The organism is Rothia sp. HMSC066G07, from assembly GCF_001814485.1.
GTDB lineage: Bacteria > Actinomycetota > Actinomycetes > Actinomycetales > Micrococcaceae > Rothia.
In genome coordinates, this window is sequence record NZ_KV816922.1 from 440,193 (window position 1) to 456,859 (window position 16,667).

The following is a 16,667-nucleotide window of genomic DNA, read 5'->3' on the forward strand; positions in this document are numbered from 1 at the left end:
TACTCTGAATCTGCACCTCGCGCAATCAACTACACCCAGCGTACAAGCAGATGCGGCGAAAGACACAACAAAGGCGAAAGATGCAGCAAAAGGGGGCGTGCCCACCGCCTCCAGAACGCACGAAAAATCGCACGAACCAAACGCAGGGAACACGCCCCCCTGATAAAAACCGGGTGCACCTAACGGTGCGGCAGCTTAGTGACCCTCAGCTGCGAAACGGTCGATAGCCTCCTGGACCATCTTCTCAGCAGCAGCCAGGTCTTCCCAGCCCTCGCCCTTAACCCACTTGCCGGGCTCCAGGTCCTTGTAACGCTCGAAGAAGTGCTGAATCTCAGCCTTCAGCTGCTCCGGAACATCAGCCAGGGACTTGATGTGGTCGTAACGCTTGTCGGTGGGAACGCACAGAACCTTAGCGTCGCCGCCAGCCTCGTCGGTCATGTTGAACACTGCGACCGGGCGGGACTCAACCAGCACGCCGGGAACAACGTCAACGTCCAGGATCAGCATTGCGTCCAGCGGGTCGCCGTCCTCACCGAGGGTGTTCTCGAAGTAGCCGTAAGCGGTGGGGTACTGCATGGAGGTGAACAGCACACGGTCCAGGCGCAGGCGGCCGGTCTCGTGGTCCACTTCGTACTTCACGCGGGAGCCGCGGGGAATTTCAATAGTGACGTCGAGTTCCATCGGAACCTTCTTTCTCGTGAGTTAGAGTCACTTTCGCGGCGACTTCGGCGCGCAAGGTGCGAAAGTTAGGTGTTGAACTCACCCATTGTAACCCGTTCACGCACACCGAAACCGCGTATTCGGCGCCAAAACCACCGTTATTTACCACGCTCACACCACTGTTAACGTTCCGCCTAGTCCCGCGCCCGCCAGCACACCCCGCCGCCATGCCGGGCAGGTCAGATAGGGTTCGTGATGGACATCAGGAGCACGGCATGAGCATCCCAGCACCGGCGCGTAAATTCGATAGGCACCCCATCCTCCCGCTATGCTCAAAAGATGCCTTCCAACAAGCACAACACCCAGACCACCACCCTCACCCGCCGCGCCGCCCTCACCCTCGGCGGCATGTTCCTCCTCACCGCCTGCGGATCCGCCGCAACCGAGCAGAAACGCCCCGAAGGTTCCGCAAGCCCCACCGGCAGCGCAACCGGCAGCCCCACCGGCACCGCCGAGGCGACCGCCTCCGCAACCCCGAGCGCCACCCCGACCCTCGCACCCGCACTGCCCGAAGCGGAGCAGAAGCAACTACGTGCCGCCCTCACCGCGCTCTTCGCGGACGGCACCTACCCGCAGTACAGTCTGCTCGTCACCGGCATGGACGGCAACCTGCCCAGCATCAAGGCAACCACCGCACCCGCCGACCTCTACGCCGCCAACGCCGACACCGCACGCGTACCCGCCTCCACTTTTAAGGTGCTGACCCTGTTCGCACTCAACCACTACGCGAACCTGCAGGCGCGCCTGCGCACACGCGTCACCCGCGACTCCGCCGGACTGTACCTCATGGCAGGCGGCGACACCCTGCTCGGTGCGGGCGCCTCCAACCCGAAGCAGATCGTCGGACACGCAGGCCTGACCACCCTCGCCGAGCTGACCGTGAAGGCGCTTCTTCAGGGCGAGAAGCCAACCGCGGCGCTACCCGTCTACCTTGACGGCACCTTCTTCAGCGGCCCCGGCGTGAACCCCGGCTGGGATGACGCCGACGTGGCGTCCGGCCAAATCACGCCCATTCACCCCATTGCGCTCGAATCGCACACGGTGCCGGGCAAGTCCACCGCAAGCAACCCGGTACGCCCCGACGATGCGGCGGTTGCCGCCCAGCAGGCGTTCGTGGATGCGCTCAACACCACCGGCAAGGAGTCCGGCATGAGCTTCACCCTCGCGGAGCGCCGCACCGCCCCCGCGGAAGCGGTTGAAATCGCCGCGGTCGAGTCTGCAACCTTGCTGGAGCAGGCACAACAAATGATGCTCAAATCCGATAACGCCCTCGCCGAGGTGCTCGGCCGTTGCGCCGCCATTGCCGCAGGTAAGGAAGGTAGCGGCGAAGCGGCACAGCAGACCGTGCGCCAGGCACTCGTGGATGCCGGCGTAAACATTGAAAACCTGGTTCAGGCGGACGTGTGCGGCATGTCCTTGACGGACCGCGTGACCGCCCGAACCCTCGTGCAGGTTGTGGCTCTGCTGAATGCTGATGAGCATGCGGAACAGCTGATGAGCACGTTCCCGATCGCGGGCGTGAGCGGCACCCTGTCCGGTCGTTTTGGTGCGGCGAACGCCGTGCACGCACGCACTTTTGTGCAGGCGAAGACCGGCACCTTGTACACGGTGTCTTCGCTGTGCGGTGTGGCGACCCGACCCGACGGCACCCGCCTGATTTTCGCGATTATTCTGAACGATCTGGGCGGTGCGGATGCGCTGCCCGCCGCGAAGGAACGCGTGGACGCGGCGGCGGCGGCGATTGCGAACCGTTCGACTGCGCCGAGTGCTTCTGCCAGCCCCTCTGCGGTAGCGGCGAGCGCTTCGGCGGCGCCCGCGGCGGCAGTTTCTACCGCGGCCGCGGCGAGTGCAGTCTCCTAGTGTGTTCACCCGGATAGCCCCGAAAGCTCCCTAAATCATCCCGTGTAGGTTGATTTTCTGTAGTGTTTCACGTGAAACCTGAAAATCAACCTCTCGGGTGAGGGCAGCGGCAGGTGCCAATAGGCTCCTCAACCGGGACACATGCCCACTTACCCGGCAGGGTTTCACACCCGCCTTGTTTCTCTCTCCTCCAGCAGAAAAGTCACCATGGACCTTACCTTCACCCTCGCTGATCTGACCGCAACCTCCGCCTGCGAGATGCGGCTCTACACCGAGCTTCGGGAGCGTGCGCAGAAGCAGTCTGCCCACCCGACCCACGAGAAGTTGGAGCGCGCCCGCGAAGCGTACCGCGAGTGCCTGCGGGTGCTAACCGAGGGCGGAATGGTCGGCAGTGCAGTAGTCGGCAGTGGAGTAGTTAGCAGTGAGCATGCGGGCGGCACAGCGCACCCGGTGCCCCTGGTGGCGATCTCCGCGGCGGGGCTGACCTACACGGTGGAGCTCGACCGCCTCGACTGCCCGGCTACGGACAGCACCGCCGAGAGCAATACCGCCCGAATCGTCTGCACCCCGCACCTGGGTGAGGCGGCGCATCGGGCACTATTGCGCGGTGCCCTGGTGGGGCATCTGCTGACCGCCGGTGCCACTGAGAGCGCCACCGAAAGTGCCAAGAATGCGGTGCGCCTCGATCTCTGCCTGGAGCACGGCGCGGAACCCGAATCGGAGCATACTGAGCACTCCTCCCCCGCTGGTCAACCTCACCGGGTTGATTCGGCACGTATTCTGCCGCTGATTCGCCTGCAGGAGCAGCGCCTCCTGCTGCTCACCGAGGCGCTGAACGAGGGCGTAGAACCGGCGGAACTTGCCGAGCGCATCCCGTATTTTCTGACCTGCGACGAGTGCCCGGCGTGTCTGAACGCGGCGGCATCTCTTGCCCTCGCGACCGACGCCCCGGAGCTCGTCACCGAAGACACTGCCGAAGATACCGCCGAAGACCCCGCAACTGAGGAGCACCCGGTCATGTACAGGGTGCCCGCCGCGGTGGAGAACGACAGCGAACAGTACCGCCTGCAGTGCCTGCTAGATGCCCAGCTCGCATCCCTGGAGGAGCACGCGGCGGAGCACGGCTGGGGTACCGGTGAGCTTGAGGCGGCGATGTTGCTGTCCATGACGAATTATCACCGCCGCGAGCGTGCCCCGTTCTGGCGTGAGCACATTCGCCGTCTGGAGGACGGCCCGACGGCGTGGGTGGCGAGCCGCGATTATGCGTACCTTGATCGGGTGCAGGTGCTTTCGGTGGAGCATGCGCATGCTCTTCTGAATACCCCCGCAGACCTGGAGGCGCTTGCCGCCGCCATGAAGGAGCCCGCCGAGGTCGAAGATGCCCCCGGCTGGTATCGTGTGCGCGGCGCGCAGGTGCGCCTGTTGCGTGCGCGAATTGAGGCTGACCCGAGCCTGGTGATTGCGCCCTCTGACCGTGCGGTTTTTTGTGCGTATGAGGCGGGGTTGAGCCCGCAGATTGCGCTGGACCGTATGGAGTCGCAGGTGAATTATTTCCGTGCGTCGAATCCGGGTGAGCGTGTGCCCGCTGAGTTGGCGGCGACGGGTTTCTTTGGCATGCGTGTGCTGGCGGTGGCGCAGGGCGGTTTCCGTGCCGGATCTGAGGGTTCTGCGGATCCCGAAGAGGCTGCCCCAGAGTCCGGCAAGTCGACCGGCGAGTCGGCTGGCGCAGAGTCGGCTGGCGAGTTCTTGGAGGTGCTTCTGCAGGAGCGCATCCGCGTGAAGGATGAGCCGCACCGTGCCCTGCCTTCGGGTATTGGTCCTGGCGATCCGGTGTCTACGGCGACGATTGAGGCGGCTCTGCAGGCTGATGTGCACGGGCTGCTGTTCAACGGCACCCTCATGCCGAGCGACCCCGTGCTTAATGGCCCCGTGCCCGGCGAGGATTCCAAGCCCTCCAATACCCCCTCCTCCCCCAGCACCCTGCCGAGCGTGCTCGATGCGGCGGCTTCCCTGACGGGGGTGGAGAGCGCCTCCGCGGATTTGCTGTTCCGCCGCGCGCCGCGCCTGAAGAAGGGCGCCTCAAACGCCAAAAATGCAGAAAATCTACCCCGTGAGGTTGATTTTTCCGGCTCTGACCTGCCCACGATGGATGCCGTGCACGCGGCGGTTCGCGCTCTCGACCATTCCTATGTGGCGGTTCAGGGCCCTCCGGGTGCGGGTAAGACCTTCCTCGCCTCGCATGTGATTGCGCGTCTGGTGGCTGAGGGTGCGAAGGTGGGTGTGGTGGCTCAGTCGCATGCGGTGATTGAGAATCTTATGTTGGCGTGCTGTGCCCGTGATGGTTTTGATGTTTCGCGTGCGGTGCGTCTGCGCGGCAAGTCGGTGATTCCGGACGCCCCGTGGTCTGAGGTGTCTGATTCTGAGCTGGTGGAGCTGATTTCTGGTGCGGGCGGCCTGCTGTTTGGCGGCACGGTGTGGGATTACGTGAGTGAGCGTCGCGTGCCTGCCGGGTCGCTGGATGTTCTGGTGGTTGATGAGGCGGGCCAGTTCTCTCTGACAAATACGGTGGCGGCGGCTCGTGCGGCGCGTTCGGTGCTGCTGTTGGGCGATCCGCAGCAGTTGCCGCAGGTCTCGACGGGTGTGCACCCGTACCCGGTGGATGTTTCGGCGTTGGGCTGGTTGTCTGACGGGGCGGCGGCGCTGGATCCTCGTTTTGGCTATTTCTTGGGCGAGTCGTGGCGTATGGATTCGGCGTTGTGCGAGCGGGTTTCGTGGCTGTCCTATGATGGCGCGTTGGCGAGCGCGGCGGCTACGGCTGGTCGCGCCCTGCAGGGTGTTGCGCCGGGTGTGGTGTCGTATCCGGTGGAGCATGCGGGTTGTTCGGTGCGTTCTGTGCAGGAGGCGCAGGCGGTGGTGGATTGCGTGCGCGAGTTGTTGGGTCGTGAGTGGGTTCCGGCGGCTGATGCTGAGCCGCGCCCGTTGACGGCGGAGGATTGCATTGTGGTGGCGGCGTATAACGCGCAGGTTGATTGTGTGCGTGAGGCGCTGATTGCTGCTGGTTTGGCGGATTCTTCGGGTGCTGGCGTGCGTGTGGGCACGGTGGATAAGTTCCAGGGTCAGGAGGCTGCGGTGGTGCTGGTGTCGTTGGCGTCGTCGCGGGTTGATTCTGGGCGCGGTGCCGGGTTTGTGCTGTCGCCGAATCGTTTGAATGTGGCGGTGTCGCGCGGTCAGTGGCAGGCGGTGTTGGTGCATTCGCCGTGGGTGGCGCGTTCGGTGCCGCAGGATGTTGAGGAGGTGCTGGCTCTATCGGGCTTCGCGGGCCTGGTGGAGTAGCACCCCTAGTGCGGCCCTTATTCTGCGCTCTTCTACGCTCCCCTGCCCGCTGCGTTGCGAGACTGACTGTAACAGAGTCTGGCGGTGTGGATTGGCGGAGCCTGGTTGCGGGTGTCTTTGGTGCGCCCGGAATCGGGTTTAACTGAGGTTCAGCCGAGGTTTAGTTGGGTGGAAGCACCAAGAATGAATTATATTCAAACTAACCCTAATGTCAATACTCAAAATGAGAAAAGTTTTTCAACTAGCGTTCATGTATATGATTCACATCTCTTATAGAATCTAAAGTATCGCGCGACACACTTCTTGTGCGGGGGCTCCCGATGAGCCGCCCCGTGCATCCTCAACCACCCCGTGATGGCCGGCGGGTCCGTCATGACCGGCGGACACAGGCGAAAACAAGCGAAAACAGACAGGCGCAGCCGACTGTCGGGGTATTCACTCATACAATTGCGCGCTACGAATTGCGCACAATAAACTACGCACGACGGATTGCACGCCGCGCGACACCATAAACCCCATCGTGGAGGTCCCCCATGAGTGTCAACACCGAGCTACTCAAGAATAGAGATTTTCGAAATACTCTCTTTGCCATTGGAGCCAACCAGCTCTCAGACTCGATGAGCTATATCACCACACCCATCATTATTTTGGCGCTGACCGGCTCCCCCGAGGCCGCGAGCATCACCCTCTTTGTCGCGGGTGTTCTCGCTACCTGCGCCGGGGCGATATCTGGAACGTGGGTTGACCGAATCGGTCCCTCAAAGTGCCTGGCACTGTCCTGCATTGGCCAGGCGCTGTCCTGGGTCGCGATTCTTCTCTACCTCGTTTTCAATGTCACCAATATTTACGTTTTGGTGATCACGATTTCTCTCGCCGCCATCATTTCCACCTTCGACTACCCGAGCGAGCAGTCCATCATCACCCGCGTAGTCCCCAAGGAACACCTGGGGTACGCCTCCGGCATGGGTGAGACGCGCGAATCCACCGCCAACCTGCTGGGCGGCCCGGTCGCCGGCATCATTATCGGCTTCTCGACCGTGCTCATGACCGCAGTTCACGCGGTCGTCAACCTGCTGGCGTTCATCGTCGCACCCAAAACCTACGGTGCTAGTCGGCAGCCCACGGAAGAGGAAGAGGGCGAGAAAACCAGCTTCTGGCAGGACTCAAAAGCCGGTTTCGAGTACATCCTGAAGAACAAGGTACTGGTGTCCATCGCGTTCGTTTCAACGCTTGCAAACTTTGGAACGGTCGGCATTCCGCTCACCTTCATCTACTACTACACCTTGGAGGGCGCACACCCGCTCTTCATCGGCATCTTTGCGAGCGCCTTCGGCGTGGGCGTGCTGCTCGGTTCGTTCCTGGTCGGCCCGCTGACCGAGAAGTTTGCGCTCGGCCCGCTCGGTATCACCTCCCTGGCCATCATGTCGGCCTGCTACCTGTTGCTGCCGGTGGTTCATTCGATGCTGTGGACGGTGTGCCTGCTGATTGTGCTGGCGGGTATTGTGCTCCCCTCCTTCAATTCGAGCATCATTGCGTACATTAACGCATCCACCCCGGAGCACATGATCGGTCGCGTGCATTCGGTGCAGGGCATCCCGAACATGGCACTGACCCCGCTGGCTGTTCTGCTGGCAGGCTTCCTCATTGTTGATTGGGGTATTACGTACACGGCGCTGTTCTACGCGGTGTTCATTTTCCTGTCGCTGGTGGTGATGGTATTCCAGAAGCCGCTGCGTCAGCTGCCGCATATCTCGCAGGTAACGAACGCACAGTAGTTCCGCGGTAGCCCCGTCTATCAACTCCACTCAACGCCCCCGAAAGCGAATAATTCAACGTGCACTTGCATGAAAATTATTTTCCTTTCGGGGGTGTTCTACGTCCTTTCGAGGATTTCTGCACACAGTGCATTCTCACGATAATTCCCCTTATCAATGCGCATTTTTAGGGGTTTAAATGTTGCCGGTATTACGGCGAACCTTACGCCGCTTGTTGAAGGTTTTACGGCATAATAGGAAGGTGTTCGTTCTAACCTTTATTCAACGTTCCGCACAGCACTCACTCACTGCACTGTCGGACGAACTCGCAAAGCTCAACCCGCGTGTTGCCTTCGCCCAGACATACCCTGATGAAATTCAGGGCGCCTTCGACCGCGCCAGCGACGCACTCCACGCGGCGCTCATTGCCGCGCGCGATAACGGCTTCTGGGTCGGCATCGGAATCGGCGAGCTCAACATCCCCCGATTCGCAGGCGCACTCGGCGCCGTCAGCACCACCGACTGCACCGGCGACGCCCTCGAATTCTCACGCCTCGCCGTCGAAGAAGCACAAGGAGGCGCACCCGTACGCTGCATCAGCGTCAGCGCCGACAACCGCCACCTCGCCGACCTCGCCGCAGGCTCCGCACGCCTGCTCTACCGCGTATGCGCCGACCGCACCGACGCCGAATGGCGCGTAGTAAACCTGCTCGTACCCGGCGTACGCGGCCAGCAGAAGGCCGCCGCAACCGCGCTCGGCATCACCACCCAGGCGGTCAGCCGCACCCTCGTCCGCTCCCTCTGGCATGAGGAGCAGGCGGCACGCGGTGCCCTCATCGAGCTGCTGACCCGTATTGACCGTTCGCGCCGCCGCGCCACCTAACCGCCGCCGCGCATCCCTCATTCTTTCGCGCCTGCCAGCCTTTCGTACCTGCCAGCGCGGAACCGAACACCTGATCCCGCCCGTGATGGTCACCCCCTGCCAGGGGTGAACCGTCCGGGCGGGACGCTCTTTAAGCCCGCGCTGAATACCCTGCAACTCGGCGGGCAAAACCAGAGAAAAGGTAAACTTATCTTTATGCCTCTTTCAGAACTTTCCGTCAGCACCCAGAACTATCTCAAGGAAATCTGGAGCCTCGAAGAATGGACCAAAACCCCTGCCACCGCATCCGCCCTGGCAGAACGCATGGGCCTGCGCATTTCTTCGGTATCTGACGGCCTCAAGCGCCTCGCCGCCGCCGACCTGATTGAGCATCAGCCCTACGGCGCTATTGAGCTCACTGAAACCGGCCGCTCCTACGCGCTGGCGATGATTCGCCGCCACCGCCTCATTGAGACGTTCCTCGTGGAGACCCTCGGCTACACCTGGGACCGTGTGCACGACGAGGCGGAGGTTCTGGAGCACGCGGTATCCGACTTCATGGTGGACCGCATCGACACCCTGCTGGGGCACCCGACCCGCGACCCGCACGGCGACCCGATCCCGGACTCTTCGGGGCATATTAGTTTTCCGCAGACCGTGCCGCTGAGCCAGTGCGAACCCGGCGAAACAGTCGTGCTCGAACGCATTAACGATGACGACCCGCGCCTGCTGCGTTACCTGCAGGGCCACGGTTTTGTGCCCGGCGTGCGCCTGCACATTGAGGAGGGCGCGCCCTTCTCGGAGGCGGTAAACGTGAGCGTGGTTGGTGCCGGTTCCGGTAACCTGCACGAGACGGATGCGGCCGGTGCGGTAAAGCCCGGCGGTACCATTATTCCGTTGGGTGCGGAGGCGACCGCCTTCCTGTTCGTCTCTCGCACGGTGCGCTAGATACAGGGCGGTAGAGGCGGACTTCTAGCCCGGAAATCCGGGCGGGTACGCGCCCCTAACCTTCAGAAGATAGCAATAGGCGGAAAGCCCCACGGTGGGACTTTCCGCCTATTGCTGTATGTGGTGAGCGTACTCAGTGGGCTTTCCTAGGAAGCTACTGGCTCAGTTTTCGTTGCATCAGTGCTGAGTCGGCGGGCGCGCATCCTGCCCAGCAGACCGTAGCGCGGGGCGAACACGTACGCCAGGGCGAACAGTATGCCCTGCGTGACGACCACGGCACCACCGGGGGATACGTCCGCGTAGTAGCTGGCGTACAAGCCGGTCAGCGTGCCCACCAGGGAGACTCCCACGCTCACCGCGAGCATCGGCACGAACCGGTCAGTTATCAGGCGCGCGGTGGAGCCGGGGATAACGAGCATCGCCACGACCAGCACCACGCCCACGATCTGCAGCGCCACCACGGAGGTCAGCGCCAGCATAATCAGCAGTAGCGCGCCGAGCAGACGCGGACGCAACCCCACCGCCTGCGCAAAGCCCGGGTCGAAGGCGTACAGCACGAAGTCGCGGCGCTTGACCAGCAGCACGGCGGCAACCACCACCGCGAGGATGGCGACCTGCCAGACGTCCGACCAGGACACACCCAGCACGTTACCGAAGAGGATATGGTTCAGGTCGGTATTCGACGGCGTAACCGAAATCAGCACCAGACCGAACGCGAACATGGTCGTGAACACGATGCCGATCGCGGCGTCCTCGCGCACGCGGCCGCTGCGCCGCACCCCGCCGATGAGCGCCACCGCCACGAGCGCGGCAATGACCGCACCCACCGCGAAGGGTGCACCGAAAATGTAGGCGAGCACCACGCCGGGCAGCACCGCGTGCGAGATCGCGTCGCCCATGAGCGACCAGCCGAGCAGCACGAGCCAGCAGGAGAGCAGGGCGCAGACGGCGGCGGCAATGACGGTGACCACGAATGCGCGGAGCATGAAGGGCAGGGTCAGCGGCTCCACCAGAAAGTTGAGGATGTCCATTTAGTTCTTCCCTTCCGCAGAGCTGTTTGCAGTAGTGCCGGTAGCAGCGACCGGCGCGCCGGCGTCCACCTCCATGCCGAAGGCACGCACCAGGTTCTCGGGGGCGAGCACCTTCTCGGGGGTGTCGTGCATCAGAATTGTGCCGCGCAGCAGTAGCGCCTCGTCGGCAAACTGGCGCAGGCTCGCCAAGTCGTGCGTGGAAACCAGCACGGTCGCGCCCTCGTCACGCAGCTGTTCGATGACCTGAATGAGCATCGCCTCGCTGCGCTTGTCCACGCCGGCGAAAGGCTCATCCAGCAACAGCAGCTGGGCGCCCTGGGCGATAGCGCGTGCCACGAAGGCGCGCTTACGCTGACCGCCCGAGAGCGCCCCAATCTGACGGTCGGCAAGGTCGGTCAGTTCCACGCGGGCGAGCGCCTCATCCACGGCAGCACGGTCTGCGGCACGCAGGCGGCGGGTGATGCCGAGGTTGCGGTAGCGTCCCATGCTGACGACCTCACGCACGGAGATGGGGAAGGTCCAGTCGATTTCTTCGCTCTGCGGCACGTAGCTGACGAGTCCGGCGCGGTGGTGGTGCGCGTTCTTGCCGCGGCTGCCACGGTTACCGCCGACGGGCTGCCCGTCGAGGGTGATGCTTCCGGCGTGCATGGGCACGACCCCCATGATGGCTTTGAAGAGGGTGGATTTGCCGGAGCCGTTCATGCCAATCAGGCCGCAGATACGCCCGGTGTCCAGGGTGAAGGATGCGCCGGTGAGGGCACGGACTGGCCCGTAGTTCACGTGCACATTTTCGCAGCTGAGAAGAGTGCTCATTCCTTGTGTTCTTTCTGGTGGTCACCGTATGCGTGGGGCGGGTGTACTTGCTTGCGTGTTGCTGAGTGGGTATTGCTGAGTAGGTGCCGTGTGGGCGGGTGTTAACGGCTGGGAGGAGTGGAGCCATGAAGGCGACCGCCCCTCCTATCCTATCGGGGGTTTAGGGTTTACCCGGGGTTTTCGATGCCGGGTTTGGCCCGGGTTTCTACCGGGTTTATTCGGGGTTTATGCCGGGTTTAGGAGTTGCCCTTGAGGCCCGCAACGATGGTGCGTGCGTCGTAGCGGATCATGTCCAGGTAGGTGGGCACGGGGCCGTTCGCTTCGGAGAGCGAGTCCACGTAGAGCACGCCGCCGAATCGTGCGCCGGTGGCGTCTGCGACCTGGCGCATCGGGTTGTCAGAGACGGTGGATTCGCAGAACACAGCGGGCACCTGGTTCTCGCGCACGTAATCGATCGCGGAGGAAATCTGCGAGGGGGTCGCCTGCTGTTCGGAGTTGACCGCCCAAATGTACTTTTCCTTCAGGCCCGCGTCTGCCGCCAGGTAGGAGAAGGCGCCTTCGCAGGTGACGAGTGCGCGCTGGTTCTCGGGCAGGGTGGAGATTTCCTTGACGAGCTCGTCACGCACGCCCTGTAGCTGCTTCTTGTAGGCTTCGCCGCGGGTCTTGTAGTCGGCGGCGTGGGCCGGGTCGAGGGCGCTAAATTCGCGAATCATCACGTCCACGTACTTTTGCACGTTGCTGGGGCTCATCCAGGCGTGGGGGTTGGGCTTGCCCGCGTAGGCGTCCTCGGTAATGGAGATGGGCGTGACCCCCTCGGAGACGGTCACGTGCTTAGCGTGGGATTCTTCAACGAACTTCGCGAACCAGGATTCGAGGTTCAGGCCGTTGTCGAGCACCAGGTCGGCGGCGTGTGCCTTCTTCAGGTCGGAGGGGGTGGGCTCGTACTCGTGAATCTCTGCGCCGGGCTTGGTGAGGGATTCGACGTTCAGGTCGTCGCCTGCCACGTTGCGGGCGATGTCTGCGAGCACGGTGAAGGTGGTGAGCACGGTCTTCTTGCCGCTGCTGCTCTTAGCGCCTTCGGTGGTGCTGGAGGTGCTACCGCAGCCGGTGAGCACGAGTAGCAGGGTGAGTGCGAGGGCGGCGCAGAGCGCCTGGACGAGGCGGCGTGCGTTGCTGCCTGCGGGGGTGAAAGCGTTCATGAGGCATCCTTCATTGGAAGTCACGGGTTTGAGTATGTGGTTGATGTATGGGATTTGCCGCGCCGGGACGCTAGGGACACGGTTGTGTCTGCGCAGGCATCATAATGCGCTTTTGCCTGTCGTCCCGGGCGGAATTTAACAATAGTTCGGCTAGCCGAAATTTTCAACTAAGCCACACAGAAAACCCCGAAATATTGGCAGAAACCCAGGGGCAGGCATAGGAACAGCCGCCCAGAGACAGGCACACAGAAGCACCAGCAGATACAGCAAGGAGGCGAGGGACCCCTCCCCCGCCTCCTTACTACACGCGGTTCTACGGCAAGCTATACGCTCGGATTAGTCGGCAATCTCAACCACGACCGGCGTGTGGTCGCTTGCGCCTTCACCGGCGCGTTCCACCTTATCGATCCAGGCACGTTCCACGCGTGCGGCGAGCGCGGGCGAGAACAGCTGAAAGTCAATGCGCATGCCCTCATCCTTGGTGAAGCGGCCCGCCTGGTAGTCCCAGTAGGTGTACTCGCCCGGAGTGTGCGGGCGTACTACGTCCACCATGCCCTCTTCGAGTAGGGCGGCGAAAGCGCGGCGTTCGGGTTCGGAAACGTGGGTCATTTCGTTGCGCAGGAAGTAGTCTATATCCCACACGTCGGCATCCTCGGGGGCGACGTTCCAGTCACCGACCAGGGCAAGCTGCGACTGCGGGTTAGCCGCCAGTTCGTTGTGCACGTTCTGACGCAGCGCCTCCATCCAGCGGAGCTTGTAGTCCATGTGCGGGTCGGTCAGGCCGCGGCCGTTGGGCACGTAGAGGCTCCAGACGCGCACGCCGCCGCAGGTCGCACCAATAGCGCGCGCCTCCAGCGCCTCGGGCTCGCCGGGCTTGCCGAAGTGCGGCTGGTTATCGAAGCCGCGCTGCACGTCTTCGAGGCCAACTCGGGAGGCGATTGCCACGCCATTCCACTGATTCAGGCCGAAGTGCGCAACCTCGTAGCCCATGAATTCGAAGAGGTCGAAGGGGAAGGTTTCGTCCTTGGTTTTGGTTTCTTGCAGGGCGAGCACGTCAACGTCGTGTTCGTCGAGCCAGTCTTCGACGCGGTTCTCGCGGGCGCGGATTGAGTTGATGTTCCAGGTGGCAATCTTCATGCCTTCTAGCTTAGCGGGTGCAGAGCAGGCGCCCTTCATTGCACGGAGGCGATGGCGCGGCGGGCACGGGCGCTCGCAACCTGCCAGAACAGCACAGCACCCGGAACAGAGCACCGCCCGCCTGCGCAACCCATTGGGTCGCACCGGCGGGCGGTGAATATATGCGCTAGTCAGCGCTGAATCTAGTTAGCACTGAATCTAGTCGGTATTACTCCTAGTCAACGGCGGGAGTGCCCACAACCTTCAGGCCCTTATCGCCGTACGCCTTGAGCATGTACAGGGCATCGGAGAAGTACAGGGGGCTGGCGGGGTCCACCACATCTGCCGCGCCGTCACCATCGCGGTCGACTTCGGGGTAGGTGCCGAGCGTGCGGGCTGCCCAGCGGTTTTCGGTCTTGAACTGTTCAGTCTTCTTGACTTCGGCACGCAAGGGGCGGCGAATCTGGCGCAGGTGTGCGGCACCGTCGGGGCTACCTGCGGCGCGGTAGAGGAACGCGGCAAGGGTGTGGCGGGTAGCGTAGTCATCCGGGTGGAAGAGCCCGTCATCCCAGCCGGAGGTGATGCCCGCATCCGCTGCCCAAATGTATGCAACATAGTTGGGGTCGGTGGTTGCCACATCCTTGTAGGGCGAGGTCTTCGGGAGGTCCTTGACGGTCGGCGATCCCGCCATGCGGTAGAGCATTCGCACCAGCTGGCCGCGGGTGACGGTTGCGGTGCTGTGGCGGCGGGTGACGGTGTATTCTTCGCTGTCGAGGTAGCCGTGGCAGACCGCCCACACGCCGGGGGTAGCGTTCATGGTGCCGACAAAGTTGGCGACGCATTCGACGTAGCTGGGGTCGTCCTTGGGCTGGTGAAGTTTGATGAGGCCGTTGGCTGCGGCAGGTTCGGCGGCGTGAGCTACAGCCTGGTGGGAGGCGATGGCGGAGGTGCCTACGGGTACGGCACCGAGGGCGAGTGCGAGGCTGAGGGCAAAGATGCGGCGTGCGCGGGGAGCGGGTGTGAGCGCTCGAGAAATAACCGGAAACATGGGTTGTCCTTATGTAATTGTGGTTGGGAACCGGCCGGAAGGAACCGATTTTTGGGTCGACCGTGGTGTCGCCAAATGGAGCGAATAGGAAAAGGGAGGAAAGCTTTCGTTGAGGAATAGTAAGAAGCGGCAATGAATAGGGGCTGACGTGCGGCGATGCGGTTTTTGTGTGTGCTACGGGTAGCTATTTCGCATGCTGTCGCACGGCTATGGTGGTGCACAGTGAATGGACTGTTTTACACCACCATAGAAAGTTTAAAGTACATATTGATATTTTATTCAATATTTAATTGAGACTTTTATCAACTAAAAATTAAACATTGTTCTAAATGACAAAGCAGCTGCGAATGGTATGTATTCCATTCACAGCTGCTTTGATTTTTAGCTGATATATAGCGGTATAACGCACCCACTAGGGCACACGCACCTCCCCCGCGATTCACAGGAAAGTCCCGAACCGGTTCGGGCGTGTCTAGTAGCGACCGTCAGCCTCTACTAGCCGCGCATCACGTTATAAGCTTCCTTGGTGAGCTGACCGGCGGGCGAGGTGGAGTGGCGCAGTTCCTCAACCTCAATGACCACGTTCGCGCCAATCTCGCCGGTGATGTACACGCGGCGGCCGAGCATATTACCCTCACCGATGCGGTCGTCCTTGGCGGTACCTTCAGTGATGCGCAGGTCGTAAATCTTGTTTTCAATGTAGAAGCCGTACAGGGAGGCGGGCTTCTCCGGCGGGTTGTAGGAGACGGGCGCGACCATGCGGGTACCGCGCGCGTTACGGCTGATGTACCAGTTGGCGGCCTCGTCGGCACCTGCGGCACCGCTGACGGTGCCAGCCCAGCTGGAGCCTTCCGCTTCGCATCCGATGAAGACGTTGTGCGCCCACTCAACGATCCAGCCGTGACCCGCGTTGGAGCGTGCGGTGCAGCCGATGAACATGTTGCGTTCACCCTGCACAATCCAGCCTGCGCCGGCGTGGCGGGTGGCGGGCTCGTAGAGGGCGTACTTATTGCTGGTGCGGTGGTTGCTGTTGCTGGAGCAGTTCTCGAACTTAGCCTGCGCCGCGTACACCTCGATACCGGCGTAGGAGCCGCCGCTGAGGTTCGCTTCGGCAACGTCTACGCCGCGCAGCTTGTTGTCTGCCGCGCCGGAGTTCTGGCCTTCGTTGGGGCGGCGGGGGTGACCGGCGGGCTTGCCGAGCAGCAGGCCCTGGTTGAGGGTGCGGCGGATGGTCACGTCGTCAATTTTCATGCCCTGGTCGTCCAGGCCGAGCACGGCGACGCCGATGGCGGTATCCCAGACTTCCACGCCTGCGATAACGGGCACGATGTCCGGTTCGTTGAGCAGGTCGCCGGTCAGGTGGGTGTGGAAGATGACGCCGGCGACGTTGTTCAGCGGGGCGGTGTGTGCATCGAGCGGGTAGCTGCTGATGGGGGTGTTTGCGGCGTTGGTGCGGATGTGCAGGTTGCGTACGCCCATGCGCATGGGCTTGTTGGCGTTGTAGTTGCCGTAGACGGGGGTGGTGTAGCTGCCGACGTGGAACACGCCGGTGTATTCGGTGTGGCCGTTGGCGGTGGTGGGGATGGCACGGTCGGAGTGCGCGATGACGACGGTTGAGGAGCCGTAGCCGAAGATTTCGACGCGGTGCTTGATGTCGATGAAGGGGTAGGAGACGCGGTAGATGCCGCGGGGTAGTTCTACGGATCCGCCGCCGCGTGCGGCGACAGCGTCAACGGCGCGCTGGATGGCTGCGGTGGAGTCTTTGGCACCGGTGGGGTCTGCGCCGTAGTTGATGGCGTTGATGCTCATGGGCGTATCGGGCATGAGGGGCTCAATTCTTTCGATGGGTACCGCGTTCGGTGCTGAAGGCGGCGTGGTGAGTGAATTGAGTGAATACGGCTGTATGCGGTGAATACGGTGCTACGTGGGTGCAGTGTTGAGTTTGTGTGGTGCGGTGTGTTGGGCGCATTTCTGCGGGTGTTT

General features: G+C 62.4%; 12 protein-coding genes. 5 read left to right on the forward strand and 7 right to left on the reverse strand.

Features of this window, described 5'->3' with window-relative positions:
* Positions 1–195: 195 nt before the first annotated feature.
* The gene (gene ppa, locus HMPREF2971_RS03440) at positions 196–681 is read right to left on the reverse strand and encodes an inorganic diphosphatase (protein WP_005504328.1); all 486 of its coding nucleotides are present in this window, start codon (positions 679–681) and stop codon (positions 196–198) included.
* A gap of 318 nt (positions 682–999) precedes the next feature.
* Between ppa and dacB the strand changes: the two genes are divergently transcribed.
* The 5 genes from dacB to HMPREF2971_RS03465 all read left to right on the forward strand — a co-directional run bounded on the left by dacB (position 1,000) and on the right by HMPREF2971_RS03465 (position 9,477).
* Entirely contained in the window at positions 1,000–2,580 is a 1,581-nt protein-coding gene (gene dacB, locus HMPREF2971_RS03445; protein ID WP_070691317.1) for a D-alanyl-D-alanine carboxypeptidase/D-alanyl-D-alanine endopeptidase, read from the forward strand.
* 207 nt (positions 2,581–2,787) lie between these two features.
* Positions 2,788–5,913: a DEAD/DEAH box helicase gene (locus HMPREF2971_RS03450; protein WP_070599335.1), complete on the forward strand. Its 3,126-nt coding sequence runs from the start codon at positions 2,788–2,790 to the stop codon at positions 5,911–5,913.
* A 533-nt stretch (positions 5,914–6,446) separates the two neighbouring features.
* Positions 6,447–7,688: an MFS transporter gene (locus tag HMPREF2971_RS03455; protein WP_070691321.1), complete on the forward strand. Its 1,242-nt coding sequence runs from the start codon at positions 6,447–6,449 to the stop codon at positions 7,686–7,688.
* Between the two features lie 241 nt (positions 7,689–7,929).
* A complete protein-coding gene (locus HMPREF2971_RS03460) occupies positions 7,930–8,550 on the forward strand; it encodes a hypothetical protein (RefSeq protein ID WP_005507641.1) in 621 nt (206 codons plus the stop codon).
* A 195-nt stretch (positions 8,551–8,745) separates the two neighbouring features.
* On the forward strand, positions 8,746–9,477 hold the full coding sequence (locus HMPREF2971_RS03465) for a metal-dependent transcriptional regulator (RefSeq protein ID WP_070674373.1): 732 nt from the start codon (positions 8,746–8,748) through the stop codon (positions 9,475–9,477).
* Between the two features lie 146 nt (positions 9,478–9,623).
* On the opposite strand, the gene HMPREF2971_RS03470 is transcribed toward HMPREF2971_RS03465, so the two are convergent.
* From HMPREF2971_RS03470 to HMPREF2971_RS03495, 6 genes are all read right to left on the reverse strand, one after another.
* Positions 9,624–10,508 carry a metal ABC transporter permease gene (locus HMPREF2971_RS03470; RefSeq protein ID WP_070688728.1) on the reverse strand — a complete coding sequence of 295 codons (885 nt, stop codon included), beginning with the start codon at positions 10,506–10,508 and terminating at the stop codon, positions 9,624–9,626.
* Positions 10,509–11,321: a metal ABC transporter ATP-binding protein gene (locus tag HMPREF2971_RS03475; RefSeq protein ID WP_005507644.1), complete on the reverse strand. Its 813-nt coding sequence runs from the start codon at positions 11,319–11,321 to the stop codon at positions 10,509–10,511.
* A gap of 236 nt (positions 11,322–11,557) precedes the next feature.
* Positions 11,558–12,520, reverse strand: a complete 963-nt coding sequence (locus HMPREF2971_RS03480; RefSeq protein WP_005507646.1) for a metal ABC transporter substrate-binding protein — start codon at positions 12,518–12,520, stop codon at positions 11,558–11,560.
* A 336-nt stretch (positions 12,521–12,856) separates the two neighbouring features.
* Positions 12,857–13,657 carry an exodeoxyribonuclease III gene (locus HMPREF2971_RS03485; RefSeq protein ID WP_049357434.1) on the reverse strand — a complete coding sequence of 267 codons (801 nt, stop codon included), beginning with the start codon at positions 13,655–13,657 and terminating at the stop codon, positions 12,857–12,859.
* Between the two features lie 214 nt (positions 13,658–13,871).
* The gene (locus HMPREF2971_RS03490) at positions 13,872–14,684 is read right to left on the reverse strand and encodes an S-layer homology domain-containing protein (protein WP_070691325.1); all 813 of its coding nucleotides are present in this window, start codon (positions 14,682–14,684) and stop codon (positions 13,872–13,874) included.
* Positions 14,685–15,179: 495 nt separating this feature from the next.
* Positions 15,180–16,508: a glycosyl hydrolase family 28-related protein gene (locus HMPREF2971_RS03495; protein ID WP_070691328.1), complete on the reverse strand. Its 1,329-nt coding sequence runs from the start codon at positions 16,506–16,508 to the stop codon at positions 15,180–15,182.
* Positions 16,509–16,667: the final 159 nt, after the last annotated feature.

Excerpts from the sequence above, each read along its gene's own strand:
- HMPREF2971_RS03485 (WP_049357434.1), bottom strand. The coding sequence starts at position 13,657 with ATGAAGATTGCCACCTGGAACATCAACTCAATCCGCGCCCGCGAGAAC.
- HMPREF2971_RS03475 (WP_005507644.1), bottom strand. The coding sequence starts at position 11,321 with ATGAGCACTCTTCTCAGCTGCGAAAATGTGCACGTGAACTACGGGCCA.
- HMPREF2971_RS03490 (WP_070691325.1), bottom strand. The coding sequence starts at position 14,684 with ATGTTTCCGGTTATTTCTCGAGCGCTCACACCCGCTCCCCGCGCACGC.
- HMPREF2971_RS03455 (WP_070691321.1), top strand. The coding sequence starts at position 6,447 with ATGAGTGTCAACACCGAGCTACTCAAGAATAGAGATTTTCGAAATACT.
- HMPREF2971_RS03495 (WP_070691328.1), bottom strand. The coding sequence starts at position 16,508 with ATGCCCGATACGCCCATGAGCATCAACGCCATCAACTACGGCGCAGAC.
- HMPREF2971_RS03465 (WP_070674373.1), top strand. The coding sequence starts at position 8,746 with ATGCCTCTTTCAGAACTTTCCGTCAGCACCCAGAACTATCTCAAGGAA.
- HMPREF2971_RS03480 (WP_005507646.1), bottom strand. The coding sequence starts at position 12,520 with ATGAACGCTTTCACCCCCGCAGGCAGCAACGCACGCCGCCTCGTCCAG.
- HMPREF2971_RS03470 (WP_070688728.1), bottom strand. The coding sequence starts at position 10,508 with ATGGACATCCTCAACTTTCTGGTGGAGCCGCTGACCCTGCCCTTCATG.
- ppa (WP_005504328.1), bottom strand. The coding sequence starts at position 681 with ATGGAACTCGACGTCACTATTGAAATTCCCCGCGGCTCCCGCGTGAAG.
- HMPREF2971_RS03450 (WP_070599335.1), top strand. The coding sequence starts at position 2,788 with ATGGACCTTACCTTCACCCTCGCTGATCTGACCGCAACCTCCGCCTGC.
- dacB (WP_070691317.1), top strand. The coding sequence starts at position 1,000 with ATGCCTTCCAACAAGCACAACACCCAGACCACCACCCTCACCCGCCGC.